Annotated in this window: 13 protein-coding genes; 4 read left to right on the plus strand and 9 right to left on the minus strand. The window is 38.2% G+C overall.

Translation table 11 applies throughout. The features are described 5' to 3' along the window. Window positions 1-15 precede the first annotated feature (15 nt). Window positions 16-990: an ABC transporter substrate-binding protein gene (locus FVA72_RS15390; protein WP_405029974.1), complete on the minus strand. Its 975-nt coding sequence runs from the start codon at window positions 988-990 to the stop codon at window positions 16-18. A gap of 67 nt (window positions 991-1,057) precedes the next feature. Further along, the gene (locus FVA72_RS15395) at window positions 1,058-3,235 is read right to left on the minus strand and encodes a TonB-dependent receptor (protein WP_110591382.1); all 2,178 of its coding nucleotides are present in this window, start codon (window positions 3,233-3,235) and stop codon (window positions 1,058-1,060) included. Window positions 3,236-3,584: 349 nt separating this feature from the next. Here FVA72_RS15395 and FVA72_RS15400 point away from each other — a divergent pair, with 349 nt between their 5' ends. After that, a complete protein-coding gene (locus tag FVA72_RS15400) occupies window positions 3,585-4,061 on the plus strand; it encodes a YbaK/prolyl-tRNA synthetase associated domain-containing protein (RefSeq protein ID WP_110592564.1) in 477 nt (158 codons plus the stop codon). A gap of 49 nt (window positions 4,062-4,110) precedes the next feature. Here FVA72_RS15400 and FVA72_RS15405 read toward each other — a convergent pair whose 3' ends face one another. Next, window positions 4,111-4,752, minus strand: a complete 642-nt coding sequence (locus FVA72_RS15405; protein WP_110591381.1) for a CatB-related O-acetyltransferase — start codon at window positions 4,750-4,752, stop codon at window positions 4,111-4,113. A gap of 301 nt (window positions 4,753-5,053) precedes the next feature. On the opposite strand from FVA72_RS15405, the gene FVA72_RS15410 reads away from it, so the two are divergent. Continuing rightward, window positions 5,054-8,206: a M66 family metalloprotease gene (locus tag FVA72_RS15410; protein ID WP_110591380.1), complete on the plus strand. Its 3,153-nt coding sequence runs from the start codon at window positions 5,054-5,056 to the stop codon at window positions 8,204-8,206. Between the two features lie 87 nt (window positions 8,207-8,293). Here FVA72_RS15410 and FVA72_RS15415 read toward each other — a convergent pair whose 3' ends face one another. After that, a complete protein-coding gene (locus FVA72_RS15415) occupies window positions 8,294-9,475 on the minus strand; it encodes a multidrug effflux MFS transporter (protein WP_004256478.1) in 1,182 nt (393 codons plus the stop codon). Between the two features lie 190 nt (window positions 9,476-9,665). Then, window positions 9,666-11,072 (minus strand): NADP-dependent phosphogluconate dehydrogenase, encoded by a 1,407-nt coding sequence (gene gndA / locus FVA72_RS15420; RefSeq protein WP_004256481.1) that lies wholly within the window; start codon window positions 11,070-11,072, stop codon window positions 9,666-9,668. A 242-nt stretch (window positions 11,073-11,314) separates the two neighbouring features. On the opposite strand from gndA, the gene FVA72_RS15425 reads away from it, so the two are divergent. Then, on the plus strand, window positions 11,315-12,898 hold the full coding sequence (locus FVA72_RS15425) for a TerC family protein (RefSeq protein WP_004256484.1): 1,584 nt from the start codon (window positions 11,315-11,317) through the stop codon (window positions 12,896-12,898). Between the two features lie 183 nt (window positions 12,899-13,081). After that, the gene (locus FVA72_RS15430; RefSeq protein WP_110591379.1) at window positions 13,082-13,615 is read left to right on the plus strand and encodes a hypothetical protein; all 534 of its coding nucleotides are present in this window, start codon (window positions 13,082-13,084) and stop codon (window positions 13,613-13,615) included. Between the two features lie 50 nt (window positions 13,616-13,665). On the opposite strand, the gene asmA is transcribed toward FVA72_RS15430, so the two are convergent. The 4 genes from asmA to htpX all read right to left on the minus strand — a co-directional run bounded on the left by asmA (window position 13,666) and on the right by htpX (window position 18,031). Beyond that, on the minus strand, window positions 13,666-15,504 hold the full coding sequence (gene asmA / locus FVA72_RS15435) for an outer membrane assembly protein AsmA (RefSeq protein WP_110591378.1): 1,839 nt from the start codon (window positions 15,502-15,504) through the stop codon (window positions 13,666-13,668). A 127-nt stretch (window positions 15,505-15,631) separates the two neighbouring features. Further along, on the minus strand, window positions 15,632-16,213 hold the full coding sequence (gene dcd / locus FVA72_RS15440) for a dCTP deaminase (protein ID WP_004909269.1): 582 nt from the start codon (window positions 16,211-16,213) through the stop codon (window positions 15,632-15,634). Window positions 16,214-16,251: 38 nt separating this feature from the next. Continuing rightward, window positions 16,252-16,896: a uridine kinase gene (gene udk, locus FVA72_RS15445; protein ID WP_004256495.1), complete on the minus strand. Its 645-nt coding sequence runs from the start codon at window positions 16,894-16,896 to the stop codon at window positions 16,252-16,254. Window positions 16,897-17,074: 178 nt separating this feature from the next. Then, entirely contained in the window at window positions 17,075-18,031 is a 957-nt protein-coding gene (htpX, locus tag FVA72_RS15450; protein ID WP_110591377.1) for a zinc metalloprotease HtpX, read from the minus strand. Window positions 18,032-18,069 lie beyond the last annotated feature (38 nt).

Below are 18,069 nucleotides of genomic sequence, written 5' to 3' on the forward strand. Positions count from 1 at the left end.
GCTGGCAGTTTTATTTTATGGGTGCAAAATATTATCGATTTGCGCATCGCTCAATGAAATACCAAAGAATTTCAGATAGAAATCAGCCGTTTCTTGTTTCATATCGATATCCACAAAGCGCTCTGGGTACAGTGTTTGTGCTAGCCACAGAAACTGCAATGCCTCCTCTGACGTTTCTCGGCACCACCAAAACATTCCCTTTGGGTTCACATATACCTGCTGGTTTTTTACCGCGCTAATTGCTTTCCATTGAGGAGATGTGAGTATGATATTGGCATCTTCTTTATTCATCGCAACAATCACATCAGGGTTCGCAGTAATAATGCTTTCCAACAAGACCTCACCTGAATTATTTTTTTTATCCGAAAACCAAGTCTCAGCCACATTTTTTGCCCCTGCTAAATCCATCCAATCTTGATTTAATGATGGGCGGCCAGACGTAAATAACACGTTCCCCATACTGTGGTATACCGTCCGTTTTTCTGCATCAGTGAGCCCTTTTAGTCGTTCATTAACTAATACGATATTACGGTCAAAATAGCGTTGATATTCAATAGCTTTACTTTGCGCATCAGGGCCCAGCTCTTTTGCTGTGGCTTGAACCCTTTCTTGTAACGATTTTAATGAATTCGCTGGGTATTCAACCACTTTCACCCCTATATTTTCTAATAAATCACGTTGTGGGACTTCCATTCCTTTAGCAATGAACAGTAACTCCGTACGTAATGAAATGATTTGTTCTGGGCTTAATTGATTGCTAATACTGATCACTGGAACATCATCAATATTGGGTAACATTTGGCGAAATAATGGAATTTTTTTCGCGATCATCGATGTGCCGACAATTTGCTCACCGTAACCTAGCATCATAATAATAGTATTTTGTGCTGGCCACGGTGTTGCAATACGCAATTCGGGGTTATCTGTCTTCGCCTGTATTGCGCTACTCATTAGTAGTCCAAACAGTAAAATGACCGATTGCAGAAAAATGGTTTTTCTCATATTTTTCACGCCGTTTCACCTTAACGTAAAACGGCATACTCCTAGACTGTTATAATTAGAAATCAAACGTAACCGTTGCGCGAACTTCACGGCCTGAACCTAAAAAAGCACTTCCCCCTTTCCCTTCTCCATTGATACCTGATGGAAAAATGGAAGCCCAATAGCGCTCATCCGTTACGTTATTGACGGATAATCTGACCGTCGTTGGAACTTGATTGATTTTTGTACTATAACGAGTCCCTAAATCCAATGTTGTGTAGCTACCTGCCCAACTAGTATTAGTGTCATTAGCGGCTCGTTTTCCTGTATAGTGCACATTAGCGCTGTACACCAGTTCTGGCATCGTCGGTAAACTGTATTCCACTAACATATTCGTTTGAACTTTCGGCACACCAACAACACGTTTATCACGCGTTGTCGTTAACTTGGTATCTTTGAGTTTTGGATCTAAGAAAGTCACGCCGCTATAGACATTTAGCCCTTGCCAAACATGGCCGGTTGCCGTGAGCTCTAGCCCTCGGTTTACTTGTTCACCTTGTTTGCGGAACACGTTGTCATCCCCCGCGTAGGCAAATGGCCGCTCCAAATGGAATACTGCAGCACTAAGGTTTAAATCGGCTACATCGGCTTTAATACCCAATTCATATTGTTTGCTACGATAAGGGTCTAAAGTCTGCCCTTCATTTTTCAGGTTTTGATTCATCGGTGCGGTATCCCCCTCTTCTAACGAATCAGCATAGCTAATATAAGTCATCACTTGAGGAGTGATTTTATACATCAATGCTGCTTGAGGACTGAGACCATGGTCATTGGTCTGGCTGGTTTTGTGGTTTTGTTTATCAAAGCTACGGCTTTCAATCCAACTTTGGCTGAGATAAAACATGGCTGACCATTGTGAATCAAACGTGATTGTGTCACCGATAGTGATACTTTGTTGGCTATTTTCAGCTGATTTATAACGTGAACCTCCCGTATGAATTTTGCCATCCGATGGCTCTTCCATTGGCGACGGGCGGTGCATATTGGTTTGCCCTAAATCGCGTCTCACGCTCTTGTCTTTTGCACTATAAATCGACCAAACATAGCCATTTGTTGCTAATGATAAATCATGACCAATAGAGCCTGTGTCTACATGACCATTAATTACCACTGAATTACTCAACACACGAAAACGTCCCGATGCGGGGGAATCACTTAATGAGCGGCTAATGTTCCCATTGTTATCTTGAATGGTACTGGTCACCGTACGCATCGCTCTATCCGCCTGCTGATAGCCAATTGCCGCTTTTAGTGTCCAATCCTCATTAAAATCATGAATTAATCGAGTACTAACGGTATCAGTGGTTAAATCATTTCCTGCGGTATGCAAAGCTAAATTTTTATCTTGTGGATTAGGTGCTTTTGGTAATTTAATAGCAGAGCCATAACTAAAACTACCCACATAGCCTTTTTGCACAAAATTATAGTGGCTGGCATTAAACTGAAACTGTGTACCCGGTTGAATATTCCAATCAAGCGCCACAGAGGCTAACTTACGGCGTAATGTGCTCTCTTTAAGGCTGCCTGTTCCCTCTTCATCCAACAAATTAAGGCGATATCCAAAACGTTTATCAGCATCAAAATAACCGCCTAAATCAGCATGGCCACTATAGGCATTACGGCTTTGGTAACCTAAAGAAAAACGCTGAATATCCTCAGGGCGTTTTGTGGTGAAATTAAACTGCCCTGCGGGACTTGCAGGGCCATACAATGCTCCCGTCAAGCTATTAATAATGTCCACTCTATCCAACATTTCCACGGGAAATGCCGTTGTTGACACCATATACAGATCATCAATCCGGCTATTCGTCACCACGCCACCTTGCATGCCTCGGCTTTGTGGACGCCCTACATCCATCCCTCCACGAGCTTGCATTTGTGTACTTGGCGCATATTTCAATAACTCACTCAAACTTTTAGCTTGTTGATTATTAATCATTTCGCGGCTAATCGTGGTTGTAGAATACGGCGTATCAATCCACTCACGGTTGCCTAATGGGCCAATATCAATTTGCGATGTGAAAAAGCCAGCACCAGCCTGTGCTTCCATGGTTACATCACTTGGCGCTGCGGTGACTAACATTCTATCTTGCTTAGGTTTAGCCAGTTGCTCAGAAACTTGTGCTGCAACAATAGACGGTGCGATCCCTGCAATAAGCGGCATAATGAGATATAAATTAAATTTACGAGTCATATTATCTTTTCGTTATATAAAATTTTATATTACCGATAATACAATGCAGCGTAAATGATCAAACTCAATTCTTAATAAGATGTATTCTCAACCATAATAAAAAAAAGAAAAAATAACTCATTGATTTTATTTTGAATAATTAATCCACCAGAAGATATGACAATAAAACCCAAGAATAGATTAACAATATAGTTAAAAACCGCATCTGATATGCAATTTATAATATTTCCCAAATTTATGTTTTTGGCTCGCTATATTTCACGGTTGTATCTCTTAATTAACTTGTTATCATTTCTTATTATTGATGTGGTTTTAAAGGGAAAAAACAGTGTCTGAAAATTCTATTTTTATGCAACTCACACAGTTACTTGATAAAAATAATGCAAAATATCGTGTGATGGAGCACCCCACAGCAGGGAAATCAGAAGAAGTGGCAAAAATACGTGGCACGCAGCTTGGGCAAGGGGCAAAAGGACTAGTATGCCATGTAAAAGGAAATGGGATCCGCCAACACGTACTGGCAATTTTACCTGCTGATAAACAGGCTGATTTAAATAAGGTTGCCACAGCCATTGGTGGAACCCGCGCATCTTTAGCAAGCCCAAAGGAAGTCGATGAGCTCACTCAATGTGTGTTCGGGGCTATTCCGCCTTTTAGTTTTCACCCTAACTTAAAGTTAATTGCTGACCCACTATTATTTGAACGTTTTGAGGAACTAGCTTTTAATGCCGGTACATTAGAGCGCTCTATTATTTTAAATACAGAAGATTATCAAAGAATAGCCGCACCGACTTTAGTTGAGTTTATTCGCACAGAAGAAAAATAGTTTTGTATTAAAAAAGGGTATTCCACAGAATACCCATCAATAAGTAAAATTAACCAATCAATCGCTGATCATATTCCTGACTGGCATTTTTTAATGCCACAAAATCTGATCCACAAATAAACCGCTTTAATGCGGTAAATTTATCCTCCGACCAATCATAGATTTTCAATGCTAATAGTTCAGTAATTACATCGTGTGAGAAGCGGTAGTTAATCGGCTTTGCAGGGTTCCCTCCCACAATGGAGTAAGGCTCGACATCTTTGACCACTACACTATTAGCAGCAATTACAGCTCCTTCACCTATTTTAACTCCGGGCATGATAAAGGCTCGCATGCCAACCCAGGCTCCGTCGCCAATCACTGTGTCGCCTTTTCCTACATAAGCTTCTTCAATAAATTCAAGAAAAGGATATAAGCAAAACCAATCCATTCGGTGAGTATGATTCCCTCCCATTAATATCACAGCTTCGCTACCAATACAGACATAATCACCGATATAAAGTTGGTCAACATTCCATGCTAGCTGCCAATCTCGGCTTTGTTCATCACCTTGTAGATAACGCACAACTGACCGCTCAAACCCGTTATCCCAGCAGTCACTATAATAACTATGCTTACCTTTAATATGGATATTGGGATTTTGTACAACCTCATGAAGGAGCTCGTATTTTGACCAATGCTTTTGATTCATGGTACTAAACCTTTTAATTCGTTTATATTTACCATAGAACGCATTCTATGGTGATGTATCCGCGTTCAAAATACATCACACTAAGTAATCATTGGCTTTTTTAGTAATGAGTTATTCATTTTAACCTCACTAGTTCAAATAATATTAATTTCCTCACTCATGGTGAGCTTTCCAATACTTAGAGTATCATTTAGGAGTAACTATTAAACAATTCATCTTTTTTTTAAAGATATTTTATCTTACCATCAACTAAAAATTTGACCAGCTTCTACGAAACAACAAATAGATAAGATAATACTTTATGCCAAATAAAAACTTAAGTACGACTTCACCATCATTATTGATTAATAGTTTAAAAAGCCATATTTTATCAATAGGAAACAATGATTATTATATAGATACTATAAATAAGTCTAACTCCATTCTAGATTATTGGCATTTAATAACAGAAATAAACAAATCCTTCGGTAATCTCTCATTTTTTGAAAATGGGAAAACCAATCATTACTTTAATAACAACCAGCACTCTAGTGATGTAGATGGTGAATTAAAAGGAAATGTATTTTTCGCCCAAGCTAATATTATTCCATCTAAACTCCATATAGATGGAGATAGTAAGCCAAAACTAGTTAAGGAACGTAAGACTTTAATTATGTTTAAACCGCATACTCATATTCCAGAAGAAAATCCAATTCAATTAAATATTTATGATAAAAATCATAATTTAATCATGCAAAAACCACTATCTTCCCCATCTAAACTACCAAAAATTGCAAATAATAGTATAAGAGAAACTAATTTATTACCTCGTGATTTCAAATCACCGGTAAATTTCGACCTTGTCATGAGATCTAATAGTGAATTAATTGAAATATCCAAAAATCAAAATTACTTACACGAAACAATTTTAGATAATAACAAAATAAATTTGAAACTTAATCATAACAATATAAAAACACCTTTCATTCTAAATAACAGCATCAAATATAAAGGTAAAACTATAACATTACACAACACTGACAATAACGATATTGAAGTTAATTATGGCAATAACACTTCTATATTACCTTCAAAATCATCCACTCGTTTTATATGTGATGAAAATGGATATTGGCTAACAAAACATGATATTAAAGAAATAAAATATTACACTCCCCCTAAAAAAGTAAACTCAAACACTCTTCCAATTATTGATATTGAAATTGGCAACCTACCAGATATCGATGGGGAAAAAGTAGATGCAGATTTTTTTGAGGAAATTCTAGAACAAAACTCCACCATAAAAATAATGAAAATGGATTATGATAGAATCAAAAAATTCACACTAAAACAGAATAAAAATTTCGCATCTAAGAAAATTATTTTCACATCAGAAGCTAAAGAGTCAACATTCATCCACACTACAAATAAAGTTTTCGAGCTAAAAAAAGACAGTGTATTATTATTCCATTGTAATTCAAATGGCAAATGGAAAAACATCCCTATTTATTCTAGTCACACATCAAAAATCAACAACTCATACCCTAATAAATTTGATATAACTTTAGATGAAAATGAATTAATCATTGAGGCTTCGAAAAAAAGAAATTATTTAAATAATCTAATAAAGAATAATGACTCAATAAAAATATTGACTAGTGATGGTAATTGGAGTCGTGACTTCACATTAAATAAAAATGATGCATTCCATAATAAGAAAATACTGTTTAGCTCTAATGCATCGTATAACAGTTACATTCATTATGGAAAAAACACTATAAAGTTACAAACAGGTGAAAACGTCCTTTTTGTCTATGATTTAGATAAAAAATGGATCCCTATTAATCAGAATAACAAAGAAAATTTCATTAGCAACTTGGAATACATAGATAAAACATGGTCTACTAAAATCCCAAAAGAATATATCCATCCAGAAATAAAACTTGAATTTAATTATCAAGGTCAGAAAAGTACATTATCTAACATTGATGTAGGTGCCCCAAATGAATTACTCATTAATACTTTTGACATCGGGTTACTTACACCACCAAGAAATGAACATCTTTTCCTAAATAAATTCGAACTAAATCGCCAATATTATCAAACGGTTCCAGTCAGTAAACTAATTGTTTCTCGCTACGAACCCATCCATTTGTTAAAAGTAGTCATGCCTGATGGCCAAGTTTTTACAGAAAATGCACCGGATGAGGGAGGAGGCCATAGTGGCAGCATGAGAGAGTTGATCACTAAATCTTTTTATGCTGATGGTGTTAACACTGCAAATTATGGTGTAAATAGTTCTGCTCCGGACACTGATTCCTTTGTTCTAACTCCCCAAATAACTGCCTATAACTCTGTCGGAATGTATAAAAATGGTAGAGTCGTTCACGGCTGGTCTGGTGGTAGAGGTAAAGCTACATTATATAGTACAGATAATAATGAGATCAGCCATGAATTCGGTCACAATTTTGGTTTAGGTGATCATCACGGGGGAGTTGAAGGCGGCTCCCATGCAGCTGCAAATAAAAAAAATTCAACCTGGCTGTGGGATTCAGATAATAACTATTTTATTCCAAATATGTATAAAAATGGTACATTAAATCATGATGGAATGAATGGAGGTGAAGCTTATGATGCGCGTTACAACGTTTACACCGCTTATACACCTAATTCTTTTATTGAAATTCAAAATAGATTTGAAAATCAGCATGTATTTAGTGAAAAATCAAAAACAGGATATAAAAAATGGGATCCAGAAATAAAAGAGATGGTAGATGCATATTTAGAACTATCACAATATAACGCCATCGAGTTTACTGCAATAAATGGTTCAGATATTACAGCTAACGATTTAAATTCACTATTGAAAAAAAACAAAAACGTTATTATTCATAATGGAAATGGTTATCATGCCATAAAAATCAACATTCCATTAGCAAATGAAAGTAATAAGGGTGCTATTTTAAGAATAGAATCAGTCGCGGATTACAATAGTGAGCTTCATATTAACAACAAGATTGAATTAATTAAAAAAAATGATTCAATTTGTTATATTTCAGATGGCTACACTTGGAATCGAAAAGATAACAATGAAACAATCCTCTATAAAGTTCCCTATAAACAAGGAGTACCTGTTGTGACCTTAATGGGGTTCTATGACCCTAAAGATGTAATTGATAGCTATATCTACCCTTCTTTATATGGTTCTTATGGCATGGTTTATAGCCATGATAAAAATATAGACACTCAAATGCCATATTTAGAGGTTATTTTTGAAGATGGGACAATAAGCCAGTACCAACTTCATAACTTCCGTTCAAATGAAGAGATGATGAATAAATTTCATGTTAATATTGAGCGAAGTTTAAACCCCATAAAAGCTAATCTTTATATTAATAATAAAATTGTCCATTCTAGAGAAATTGAAATAAAGAAGAATAGACTCCTAACAACGATTAATGGTGATATTGCATAATTTTATCTAAGTTATCACTAATTACTAAATTAATTAGTGATAACTATATACGACATAATGAAAAATAAAATCTTCAAACGGTCTACTCTATATTGATTTAACAAGAGATAAGCTCTTTTTTCTTGCAAGCAATCCAAACAAACAGCCAACCAGCATAACTAATGCTAATGATATTTTTGGTGCGATAGGCAAACTGATTGCACAGAGTCCGAGAGTTGCTCCCCCTGCCATTTGAACAAAACCCACTAAGGCAGATGCAGTGCCTGCTTCATTACCAAACGGTTCTAAAGCATAACTGGTTGCCGTTCCCATCATAAAGGCCAGCCCTGTACAAGCACAAGCGACAGGTAACATATAGACTAACCAATGGCTTTGTATTTCTATCGGCAATACGACAAAACCTAGCAATAATCCTAAGCAGCCAAGTGCCATCATTGAACTACCAACCAATAAACAGGTTGGTCGCCCTATTTTATGAATAAAATAATTAGCGATATAACTGGCAAACATGATCCAAAAACCATTAACACCAAATACTATAGAAAACGCGAGCGGAGTTAACTGGGCATCCCCCATCAACACAGTTGGTGCAAGTGACACATATGTTAATGCCATACCCATCGTGCCTGCGTTCACTAAGGCAAAAATAATAAATTGATGATTCCCCAAAATTCGCCAATAAGTTTTCAGCGGAATAACTTTTGCTTTAGGTAAATTAGCCGGACGTGTCTCCGGTAAAAAAGCTGCAATTAACACTAATATGACTAATGCATACAAAGCAAGAAACCAGAACGGTGCTCGCCAGCCCCACGCTTCTGCTAACAGGCCTCCGAGCAGCGGAGCTAACGCAGGAACAATATTCAATGTTCCATTTAAAAAACCAAAAGCGCGGGCCGCTTCTGTGCCATTCATTCGGTCACGTACACAGCTAAATGCCACCACCGAAGTACAACAGACTGCAACCCCTTGCAATAAACGCGAGGCAATAAATACTGTGGGTGTTGTTGCTACAATGGCAACACCAGCACCAATGATGTACAACACCATGCCCAAAATCGCGATAGGTTTTCGTCCATATCTATCGACTAATGGGCCCGAAATCAATTGCCCTAGCCCCAGAACAAGAATGAACAATGCTATCGTTGACTGGATCACCGACTCACTGCTTCCTAAATCCTTCGCAATATCAGGTATTGTTGGTAAATATAAATCAATCCCTAATGGACCAAGTAATACCAATAAAAGTAATAAGATAAGAAAATTACGCATAAACCATGCCCAGACTCGATAAAGTTAATTTTTAAAATATGAGATGCAATAAATTATAGAAAAGCTAAAGCCACCGTCGAATTAATGATTTACTTATAATAATAAATTAAATATTTTACGGCTCTTCAAAGTCAAAAAAGGCGCTAAACCTAGCGCCTTTTGTGTTATCAAAAATTAATGATAACGAATTTTATTCCATCCACTCAGTGTGGAAAACACCGTCTTTATCCGTACGTTTATAAGTGTGAGCACCGAAGTAGTCACGTTGCGCTTGGATCAAGTTTGCAGGCAACACCGCTGAACGGTAGCTATCATAATAAGAGATAGCCGCTGAGAATGTCGGTGTTGGGATACCATTTTGTACGCCATAGCAGACAACATCACGCAGTGCTTGCTGGTATTCGTCAGCGATTTGCTTGAAATATGGCGCTAACAGCAAGTTAGCAATTTTCGCATCTTGGTTATACGCATCGGTAATTTTTTGCAGGAACTGAGCACGAATGATACAACCTGCACGGAAGATTTTTGCGATTTCACCGTAGTTTAAATCCCAATTATATTCTTCTGATGCTGCTTTCAGTTGTTGGAAGCCTTGCGCATAAGACACAATTTTACCTAAATACAGTGCACGGCGAACTTTTTCAATAAAGTCTTTTTTATCACCTTCAACAGCTTTTAGGGTTGGACCGGTTAATACTTTAGATGCCGCAACGCGCTGATCTTTTAAGAAAGAAATATAACGCGCAAATACAGATTCAGTAATTAAAGTCAGAGGAATACCTAAATCCAGCGCACTCTGGCTAGTCCATTTACCTGTACCTTTATTAGCCGCTTCATCAAGGATCACATCAACGAGATATTTACCATCTTCATCTTTTTTCTTGAAAATATCTGCTGTAATTTCAATTAAATAGCTGCTCAGCTCACCTTTATTCCACTCAGCAAAGATACCTGCTAACTCTTCGTTGCTCAGGTTCAAAGAACCTTTTAATAATGAATAGGCTTCTGCGATTAATTGCATATCACCGTATTCAATACCGTTGTGAACCATTTTCACATAGTGGCCCGCACCATCTGCACCAATATAGGTCACACAAGGTTCGCCTTCAGCCTGTGCTGCGATTTCTTTTAAGATTGGCGCAACTAATTCATAAGCTTCTTTTTGCCCGCCCGGCATAATTGAAGGGCCTTTCAGTGCGCCTTCTTCACCACCTGAAACACCAGTACCGATGAAATTAAAACCTTGCTCGGATAATTCACGATTACGACGGATAGTATCAGTGAATAAGGTATTACCGCCGTCAATTAAGATATCCCCTTTGTCCAGATGAGGAGTCAGTGAGGCAATGGTTTTGTCCGTAGCTTCACCCGCTTTAACCATCAACAAGATGCGGCGAGGTTTTTCCAGAGAGTCAACAAACTCTTCAATTGTATAGTTGGGAACTAATTTTTTCCCTGGATTTTCGGCAATCACTTCGTCTGTTTTATCTTTAGAACGGTTAAAGATAGACACTGAGTAACCGCGGCTTTCAATATTGAGCGCAAGGTTACGCCCCATGACTGCCATTCCGACAACACCAATCTGCTGCTTTGACATGAACAACTCCTGTCTGATTAGGACCAAGTCAGCCTCGACCGTGCTGACATTCTGTTAACGGGATCACATATTAACCTAGGATTGGGCAGCATGGTAGTTATTGATGCAATCGATGACGTATACAAGGCCATTTTTGTCAAGAATTGTCCAATTAGCGTGATTTTTTATTGATATTTCATTCAACAAACCGCATTATTCATTCGTCGGTATAAGCCGTCATATCAGAAGGTAAAACAAACTGTATGGAATGGATCGCAGATCCTTCGATTTGGGCGGGCCTCGCTACCCTTATCGTTCTAGAAATCGTTCTTGGTATTGATAACCTCGTCTTCATCGCCATTCTGGCAGATAAGCTCCCGCCAAAGCTGCGTGATAGAGCCCGTGTAACTGGACTTTTATTAGCCCTGATTATGCGTGTTGTGCTTCTATTTAGCTTGTCATGGCTCATTACCCTCACGAAACCAATATTAACTCTCTTTGAGCATCCTTTTAGTGCTCGAGATTTAATCATGTTGGTGGGTGGTCTATTCCTCTTGTTTAAAGCCACAATGGAACTAAACGAGCGGTTGGAGGGGAAAGACGAACACACCAATACTCAAAGAAAGACATCGAATTTCTGGGCTGTTGTTGCACAAATTATTGTTCTTGATGCCGTATTCTCACTGGACTCCGTGATCACCGCTGTCGGCATGGTTGACCATATCGGCGTAATGATTGCCGCTGTAACCATTGCTATGGTATTAATGATTTGGGCAAGTAAACCGTTAACTAGCTTTGTTAACCAGCACCCAACCATTGTCATACTGTGTTTAAGCTTCTTACTGATGATTGGTTTCAGCTTAGTTGCCGAAGGGTTTGGCTATGCCATACCGAAAGGTTACTTATACGCTGCAATTGGCTTCTCTATCATGATTGAAGTCCTAAATCAATTTGCCCAATTTAACCGTCGTAAGTTCCTTAAAGGCTCACGTCCACTACGTGAACGTACGGCAGAAGCGGTCTTACGTATTCTTAGCGGTAATAATGAGCGTGGGGAATTAGACCCGCACACTTCTGACCTTATCGCTGATAATCAATCGGTTTTTGACCCACAAGAGCGCTTGATGATTGCTCGAGTGCTCGGTATGGCACAACGTAACGTAGAAAGCATTATGACTTCACGCCATGATGTGGATTATCTCGACATTAATAAATCATCTTCAGATTTACTGCAATTAATGGAGAAAAACCCACACTCGCGTTTAGTGGTCATTGATGAAACTATCAGTGATGAACCTGTTGGGGTAGTACATGTAATGGATTTGGTTAAACAGCAATTAAAAGGCCAACCATTAAACTTACGTGCATTGATTACCCAACCATTGATATTCCCAGAAGGGTTGTCTCTGTTAAAAGCGTTAGAGCAGTTTCGTAAGGCGCATACTCACTTTGCCTTTGTTGTGGATGAGTTTGGTTCTATCGAAGGTATCGTGACATTGACCGATGTAATGGAAACGATCGCAGGTAACTTGCCGGTTGGTGATGAAGAAAATGACTCACGCCACGACATTCAAAAACTGGATGATGGTACTTGGATTGCCAACGGCTTTATGCCACTTGAAGACCTGATCATGTTTATCCCTATGGAATTAGACGATAAACGTGAGTATGAAACGATTGCGGGTCTTTTAATGGAACACTTACAACGTGTTCCTGAAGTGGGAGAGCAAGTCACTATCAATGGTTGTATTTTCCAACCACTGGAAGTCAATAGCCACCGAGTCAATAAAGTGTTAATCACGCCACCTGCCCCTGAAGGTGATGGCTATGAATTTGAAGATGATTAATTAGTTTTATTTCTTTACTACAATACCGGCCTATAGAGTCGGTATTTTTTTGTCTAAAAACCGCAGATGTTATCTCTTTACCCGTTAACAATAAAAACAGTAGCGTTTTATTAAAGAAAATAGCATTGAAACACTGAATAATTCGACCAATAAAATACAATTAACTTTAATAAAGGTCATATTATGTATATCATTAGCAATCAACCAAATAATACTAGTCAGAATGTAAAAATAAATAACTCATCAAAAGGTGTAAGTGGAAACACGAGTAGCGTTAGTAATCATAATCAAAAATGCCCTGTGGCAACTTCAGAAAAAATAGTCCATAAAAAAGAGATTACTAAGCTGAATAAAGATATTACTACTGGATTAAGTCACATTAAATCGAAGCTAAGTAATATTCTAAGTGACAAAGCATCAGGACCTTTCCAAAATGATTCTATCAAAGAGTTAAAGTCACAGCTAGATAGACTAACGGCATCCGTTAAATCGTATCAGGATAAACTAGATTCCTCATCATATAAACACAATAGTTCAAAGCAAAAAACAATCACTAAGCTAGAGACTAAATTATCAACAATCACTGAAAAGATGAGTAAGACAGAAAGTAACAATAAGTTTAATGTTAGTAGAGGTAACCAAGCTCATCTTGATAATATGCAAAAAGCGGCTGATTTAAGGGAGGGGAACAAAACCCCATCCAAATTTGAACCATAAATATTAAGTGGAGTCACCTGTTTTAGGTGGCTCCATGATGACATATATCGTTACAATGCATTCAATAAATCATTAAGCCCTTTATTTTCTTCTTTCTTTAAAAAATTACCAAGGGCTTCTTTGGCTTGAGTTCGTAACTCATCACGCAGTAGTTTTTCCACATCTAATTGGTATTTTAAATTATTCCAACTACCATAAATACGCAGTGGAATGGTCATCGCTTGCAATTGCTGGACTAAACGTGAATCACCGCCCCAGCCGTTAGCAATATTAACACCTAAATTGACATCAATAGTTTCATTAGGGATATTTATACGACCTTGCCCACTAATGTTAACTAAGGATGACGTTGCATTCATAGAGGAAATATTCAAATTACCTTTATTTAATTTACCTGCCACAATGAAAGAATCAACCTCAGTGACGTTACCCGTATTCACTGGTGCATTAATTTTATTGGTTACTCTGGAAACGGATTGCTGAATTAATAAAGGAATATTCACCCCCTGCAATTTTGCATTTCTTAGCTCAAAATTGACAGGCCCCTGCCATTGATTTTTTACTGCATAATCATCATAACCCACGCCTGATAACGCAGCATTTAACGAAATTACCCCACTTAATTTTTGTGGCATATTGAAGGCTTTTAATAGTGGTGTTAGGTCGATATTTTTAAAATCCGGCCTTGCGGAAACGTATGCCGGCGTTGAACTGTAATTAAATGTCACTGGTAATGAGAAGGCACCACCAAATGCCTTACCCTGTAATTTTGAAACCGTCAAACGAGGTGTTTGGTTTTGTGCCTCAAAAACTACGTCACTAACCATCATTCCACGATAGATTAACTGGTTAATGGCTAAATTGATATTGGCGGAAAATGCCTGCAAGCCAGATAAATCATATTGTTGAGGATTTGCACCAGAAATAACCGGTTTAACACCAACACGGTTATTATTCACCTCTGATTCGATACGGGTACTGCTAGGCACAGTACCCAGTAAGTTATCTAAATCTAATTTTTCGGCCACTAAATTGACCATTATTTTGGGGGTATCGGCTAATTGTATACTGGCATCGCCTGACAGGGCACTTTCATTAGCCGTTATCACCAAATGGCTTAAACTGGCACTTTCTACTTTCCCTTTGGTGTATAGAAAATCACTTGCTATTTGCCCTTCAATTCCACTTTCAGGCAAATCAACACCACTCAATTTATAATCAAATTGCGTTAATTTCCCACTAATCTTTTGATTAATATCCGATAAATCGATATCTGCACGTAGATTAAATACAAACTCTTGTTGGTTTTTATTTAGATTTCCACTGAATTTAACGGCGACCTGTTTTTTATCACTTTTCTTCAGTGATAAATCAATGTTACGTAGGTTAAACTCATCTTTAGATGTTTGCCAAATCACTAAGCTATTAGAAATATTAATTTTTTCTATATCTAATAACCAGCTATTTTTCTCTGGTAAAGGGGAGGATGTAGGCACACCACCTGGCGCGACAGGAGCATTACGGTGAGTTTGAATTTCGCTATCCGGTGTTTTGCGGATAACAGCACCATCAATCACAATTTGCTCAACAGAAAGCTTATGGGAGATAAGTGGCCATAATTCAACATCTAAGCGCATATTATCTGCACTTAGTATGGGTTTAGCGGCATTCGGTGCAGTAAGGGAAACAGGGCCAGTAATAATGCTTAAAGTTGGCCATACATGCCAACGCATATCACCGTTGAATTCAAGTTGATAACCGCTTTTTTTCTCTACCTGTTCAACAATATAATGACGAAAATCATTCGGGTTCACCAACATTACAAGTGTGGTTAACCCTGCAACAATTACCACGAGTAAAATAATCAGTGTCGTCAAAAAACGTTTCATCCTTCCCTCTCTTAAATTCCGCTTGCGCTCGCCACAAAAATGAACTCACACCTATCCCTGAAAATGGGCGGAAATTACCTGTTTAATCTCCATTAAACGCCGCAATTTCCGCAAAGTTCACCGGTTATCAGTCTTCGCTGATACGGCTACCAACAGCACCTTGTTGGTTTTTATATTTAGCGTCTTGTCGGCTATTATAAGGGCGATCAGCACTACCAGATAACGGCTCAAAACTTAATGCGCCAATCACCATGCCAGGACGCAACGCTAACGGTAATTTACCTGAATTGTAGAATTCTAGCACGATTTGCCCATGCCAACCGGGGTCAATTCGATGTGCTGTTACGTGCACCATCAAACCTAACCTCGCTAATGAAGAGCGCCCGTCTAGCCAACCGACAAGGTTATCAGGGAGCGTAACAGACTCAAGCGTCACTGCAAGTGCTAATTCACCTGGGTGTAAGAAAAAGGGCTCATCTTCATCAAGCACAATTTCATCACTCATGACGCGATCTAATGCGGCATTAACCTCATCTTTAGGGCCACTAAGGTCAATAAATGCAGCCGTGTGTCCTCGAAAAACACGGAATTGATTTCCTAAACGAACATCTGCAGTTGCACCATTGATTCGTTCAACTGGTGGGCGTGGGCTAATAACTAATTTACCATCATCCATCCATTGAATAATATCGCGGTCACAAAGACGCATGGTTGTTTCCCCCTTCATTATTTTAATTTCTGCGCGGTTTAATCTTGACAGAATTCGCCAATTTTCGCTTTCAAGATATCAATCGCAACACGGTTTTTTCCCCCGCGAGGGACTATGATATCCGCATATTGCTTTGATGGCTCAATAAATTGCAAAAACATTGGGCGAACCGTTTTATTATATTGGTCAATAACGGAGTCGAGCGTTCTGCCCCTTTCATTTACATCACGTTTAATACGGCGCATCAAGCAAATATCAAGTGGCGTATCGACAAAAATAGAAAAATCCATTTCACCACGTAAGCGCTTATCTGTTAATAATAAAATACCTTCAATGATAATAACTTTTTTAGGTTTAAACGTGATGGTTTTCTGTTTACGGGTATGAGCGACATAGTCGTATTGCGGAATTTCTACTGCTTGGCCACTTTTCAGTGATTTGAGATGTTCATAAAGCAAGCTGTGGTCCATCGAGTTAGGATGGTCATAATTTACTTTAAGACGCTCTTCCATTGGGACATCGGCTTGGTCTTTGTAATAACAATCTTCTGGAATAACACCGATATTATGATCACCAACCTGTTCCCTTAATTCACGGTATAACGTGCTGGCAATTAAGCTTTTGCCAGATGCAGAGGCTCCCGATATACCTACAATGGTACAGTGATGCGCTATGTCAGTCATAAAATGATAACCTGGTTAAATATTAGAAATGAAAATACACAACAACAAAATGTTATGTTGGCGGAATTATAGGGGGTAATGGCGTGTTGTTCCAGCATACCTCAACAAAGTTCGCTAAAAAAACACCCATTAGATAGGAAATGCCGTAAATCAAAGCGTACAAAATGTCATTTATACACTAAAACTGTTTTTTTCCTTCTAATACCGCAATGCGATTTTCAATCGAAGGGTGAGTTGAAAACACAGAATCGCCCTTATTAAAAATATAAGCGGCCTTACGGTAAGCTTGGCCTGTACTCGTTTCATCATAATCATGGGTTTCATGCTTCCCTGATATTTTTTTCAATGCGCTGATCATCGCTTGGTTATCAGAAGTCAGATCAACCGCTGCGGCATCCGCCATATATTCACGGGTACGCGATAAATAAAAATAGAGAATTTGTGTTATCCACGGTAAAACAAAATTCAGAACTAATAGGATCATTTGCGCTTTGTTCGCCGCATTATTGCGACTGCGCCCTGCTGTTCGAATAAAAATCTGACTAAATAAATTGGTCACGGTTAAAATCACATTCGCCAAAATCCCCACGTACAGAGTTAATTTTGAATCACCGTGAATAATGTGCCCAACTTCATGAGCAAGAACGGCTTGAACCTCTTGCCGATTAAGTGTCTGTAATAAGCCTCTTGTCACCCCCACAAGTGCATTACGATTATTCCACCCTGCTGCGAAAGCATTAGGCTCGTCCGTTTCTAAAATATATAAGCGAGGAATATAGCCTAAGCTGGCACTTAAACTTAATTCTTCAATAATATTAAAAAGTTGCTTTTCTTGGGGGATATTCGCATTTTCTTGGGTGATTTCTCTGGCATTCATCCCAGCTAACATCATTTTATGGCCTCTAAAATGAATATAAATTAGCCCAAGGAAGGTTAAACCTAAAACAATGAAAGTGGCGATAGGTAATTCATGAAGTGTCACAAACATCATCGCATTGTCGACCAAATCCAATTGTTCATTTGGATGTGTTGCAATATCCGCCAGTAATCCAATGATTAGCATTAAAAAAATATAGCTCATCACCACCAAACGTGTGCGAATATTATTTTTACGAATGACGTTTCTAAAATCCATAATGTAACCTGTTATCTACTACTCATAAAATATCGGAA

It is taken from the genome of Providencia sp. PROV061, assembly GCF_011045655.1.
In the GTDB taxonomy this organism is placed as follows: domain Bacteria; phylum Pseudomonadota; class Gammaproteobacteria; order Enterobacterales; family Enterobacteriaceae; genus Providencia; species Providencia hangzhouensis.

Bases quoted from the DNA above. Each gene is read 5' to 3' on its own strand.
- FVA72_RS15410 (WP_110591380.1), top strand. From the start codon at position 5,054: ATGCCAAATAAAAACTTAAGTACGACTTCACCATCATTATTGATTAAT.
- htpX (WP_110591377.1), bottom strand. From the start codon at position 18,031: ATGGATTTTAGAAACGTCATTCGTAAAAATAATATTCGCACACGTTTG.
- FVA72_RS15425 (WP_004256484.1), top strand. From the start codon at position 11,315: ATGGAATGGATCGCAGATCCTTCGATTTGGGCGGGCCTCGCTACCCTT.
- FVA72_RS15415 (WP_004256478.1), bottom strand. From the start codon at position 9,475: ATGCGTAATTTTCTTATCTTATTACTTTTATTGGTATTACTTGGTCCA.
- dcd (WP_004909269.1), bottom strand. From the start codon at position 16,213: ATGCGTCTTTGTGACCGCGATATTATTCAATGGATGGATGATGGTAAA.
- gndA (WP_004256481.1), bottom strand. From the start codon at position 11,072: ATGTCAAAGCAGCAGATTGGTGTTGTCGGAATGGCAGTCATGGGGCGT.
- FVA72_RS15395 (WP_110591382.1), bottom strand. From the start codon at position 3,235: ATGACTCGTAAATTTAATTTATATCTCATTATGCCGCTTATTGCAGGG.
- FVA72_RS15405 (WP_110591381.1), bottom strand. From the start codon at position 4,752: ATGAATCAAAAGCATTGGTCAAAATACGAGCTCCTTCATGAGGTTGTA.
- FVA72_RS15400 (WP_110592564.1), top strand. From the start codon at position 3,585: ATGCAACTCACACAGTTACTTGATAAAAATAATGCAAAATATCGTGTG.
- asmA (WP_110591378.1), bottom strand. From the start codon at position 15,504: ATGAAACGTTTTTTGACGACACTGATTATTTTACTCGTGGTAATTGTT.
- FVA72_RS15430 (WP_110591379.1), top strand. From the start codon at position 13,082: ATGTATATCATTAGCAATCAACCAAATAATACTAGTCAGAATGTAAAA.
- udk (WP_004256495.1), bottom strand. From the start codon at position 16,896: ATGACTGACATAGCGCATCACTGTACCATTGTAGGTATATCGGGAGCC.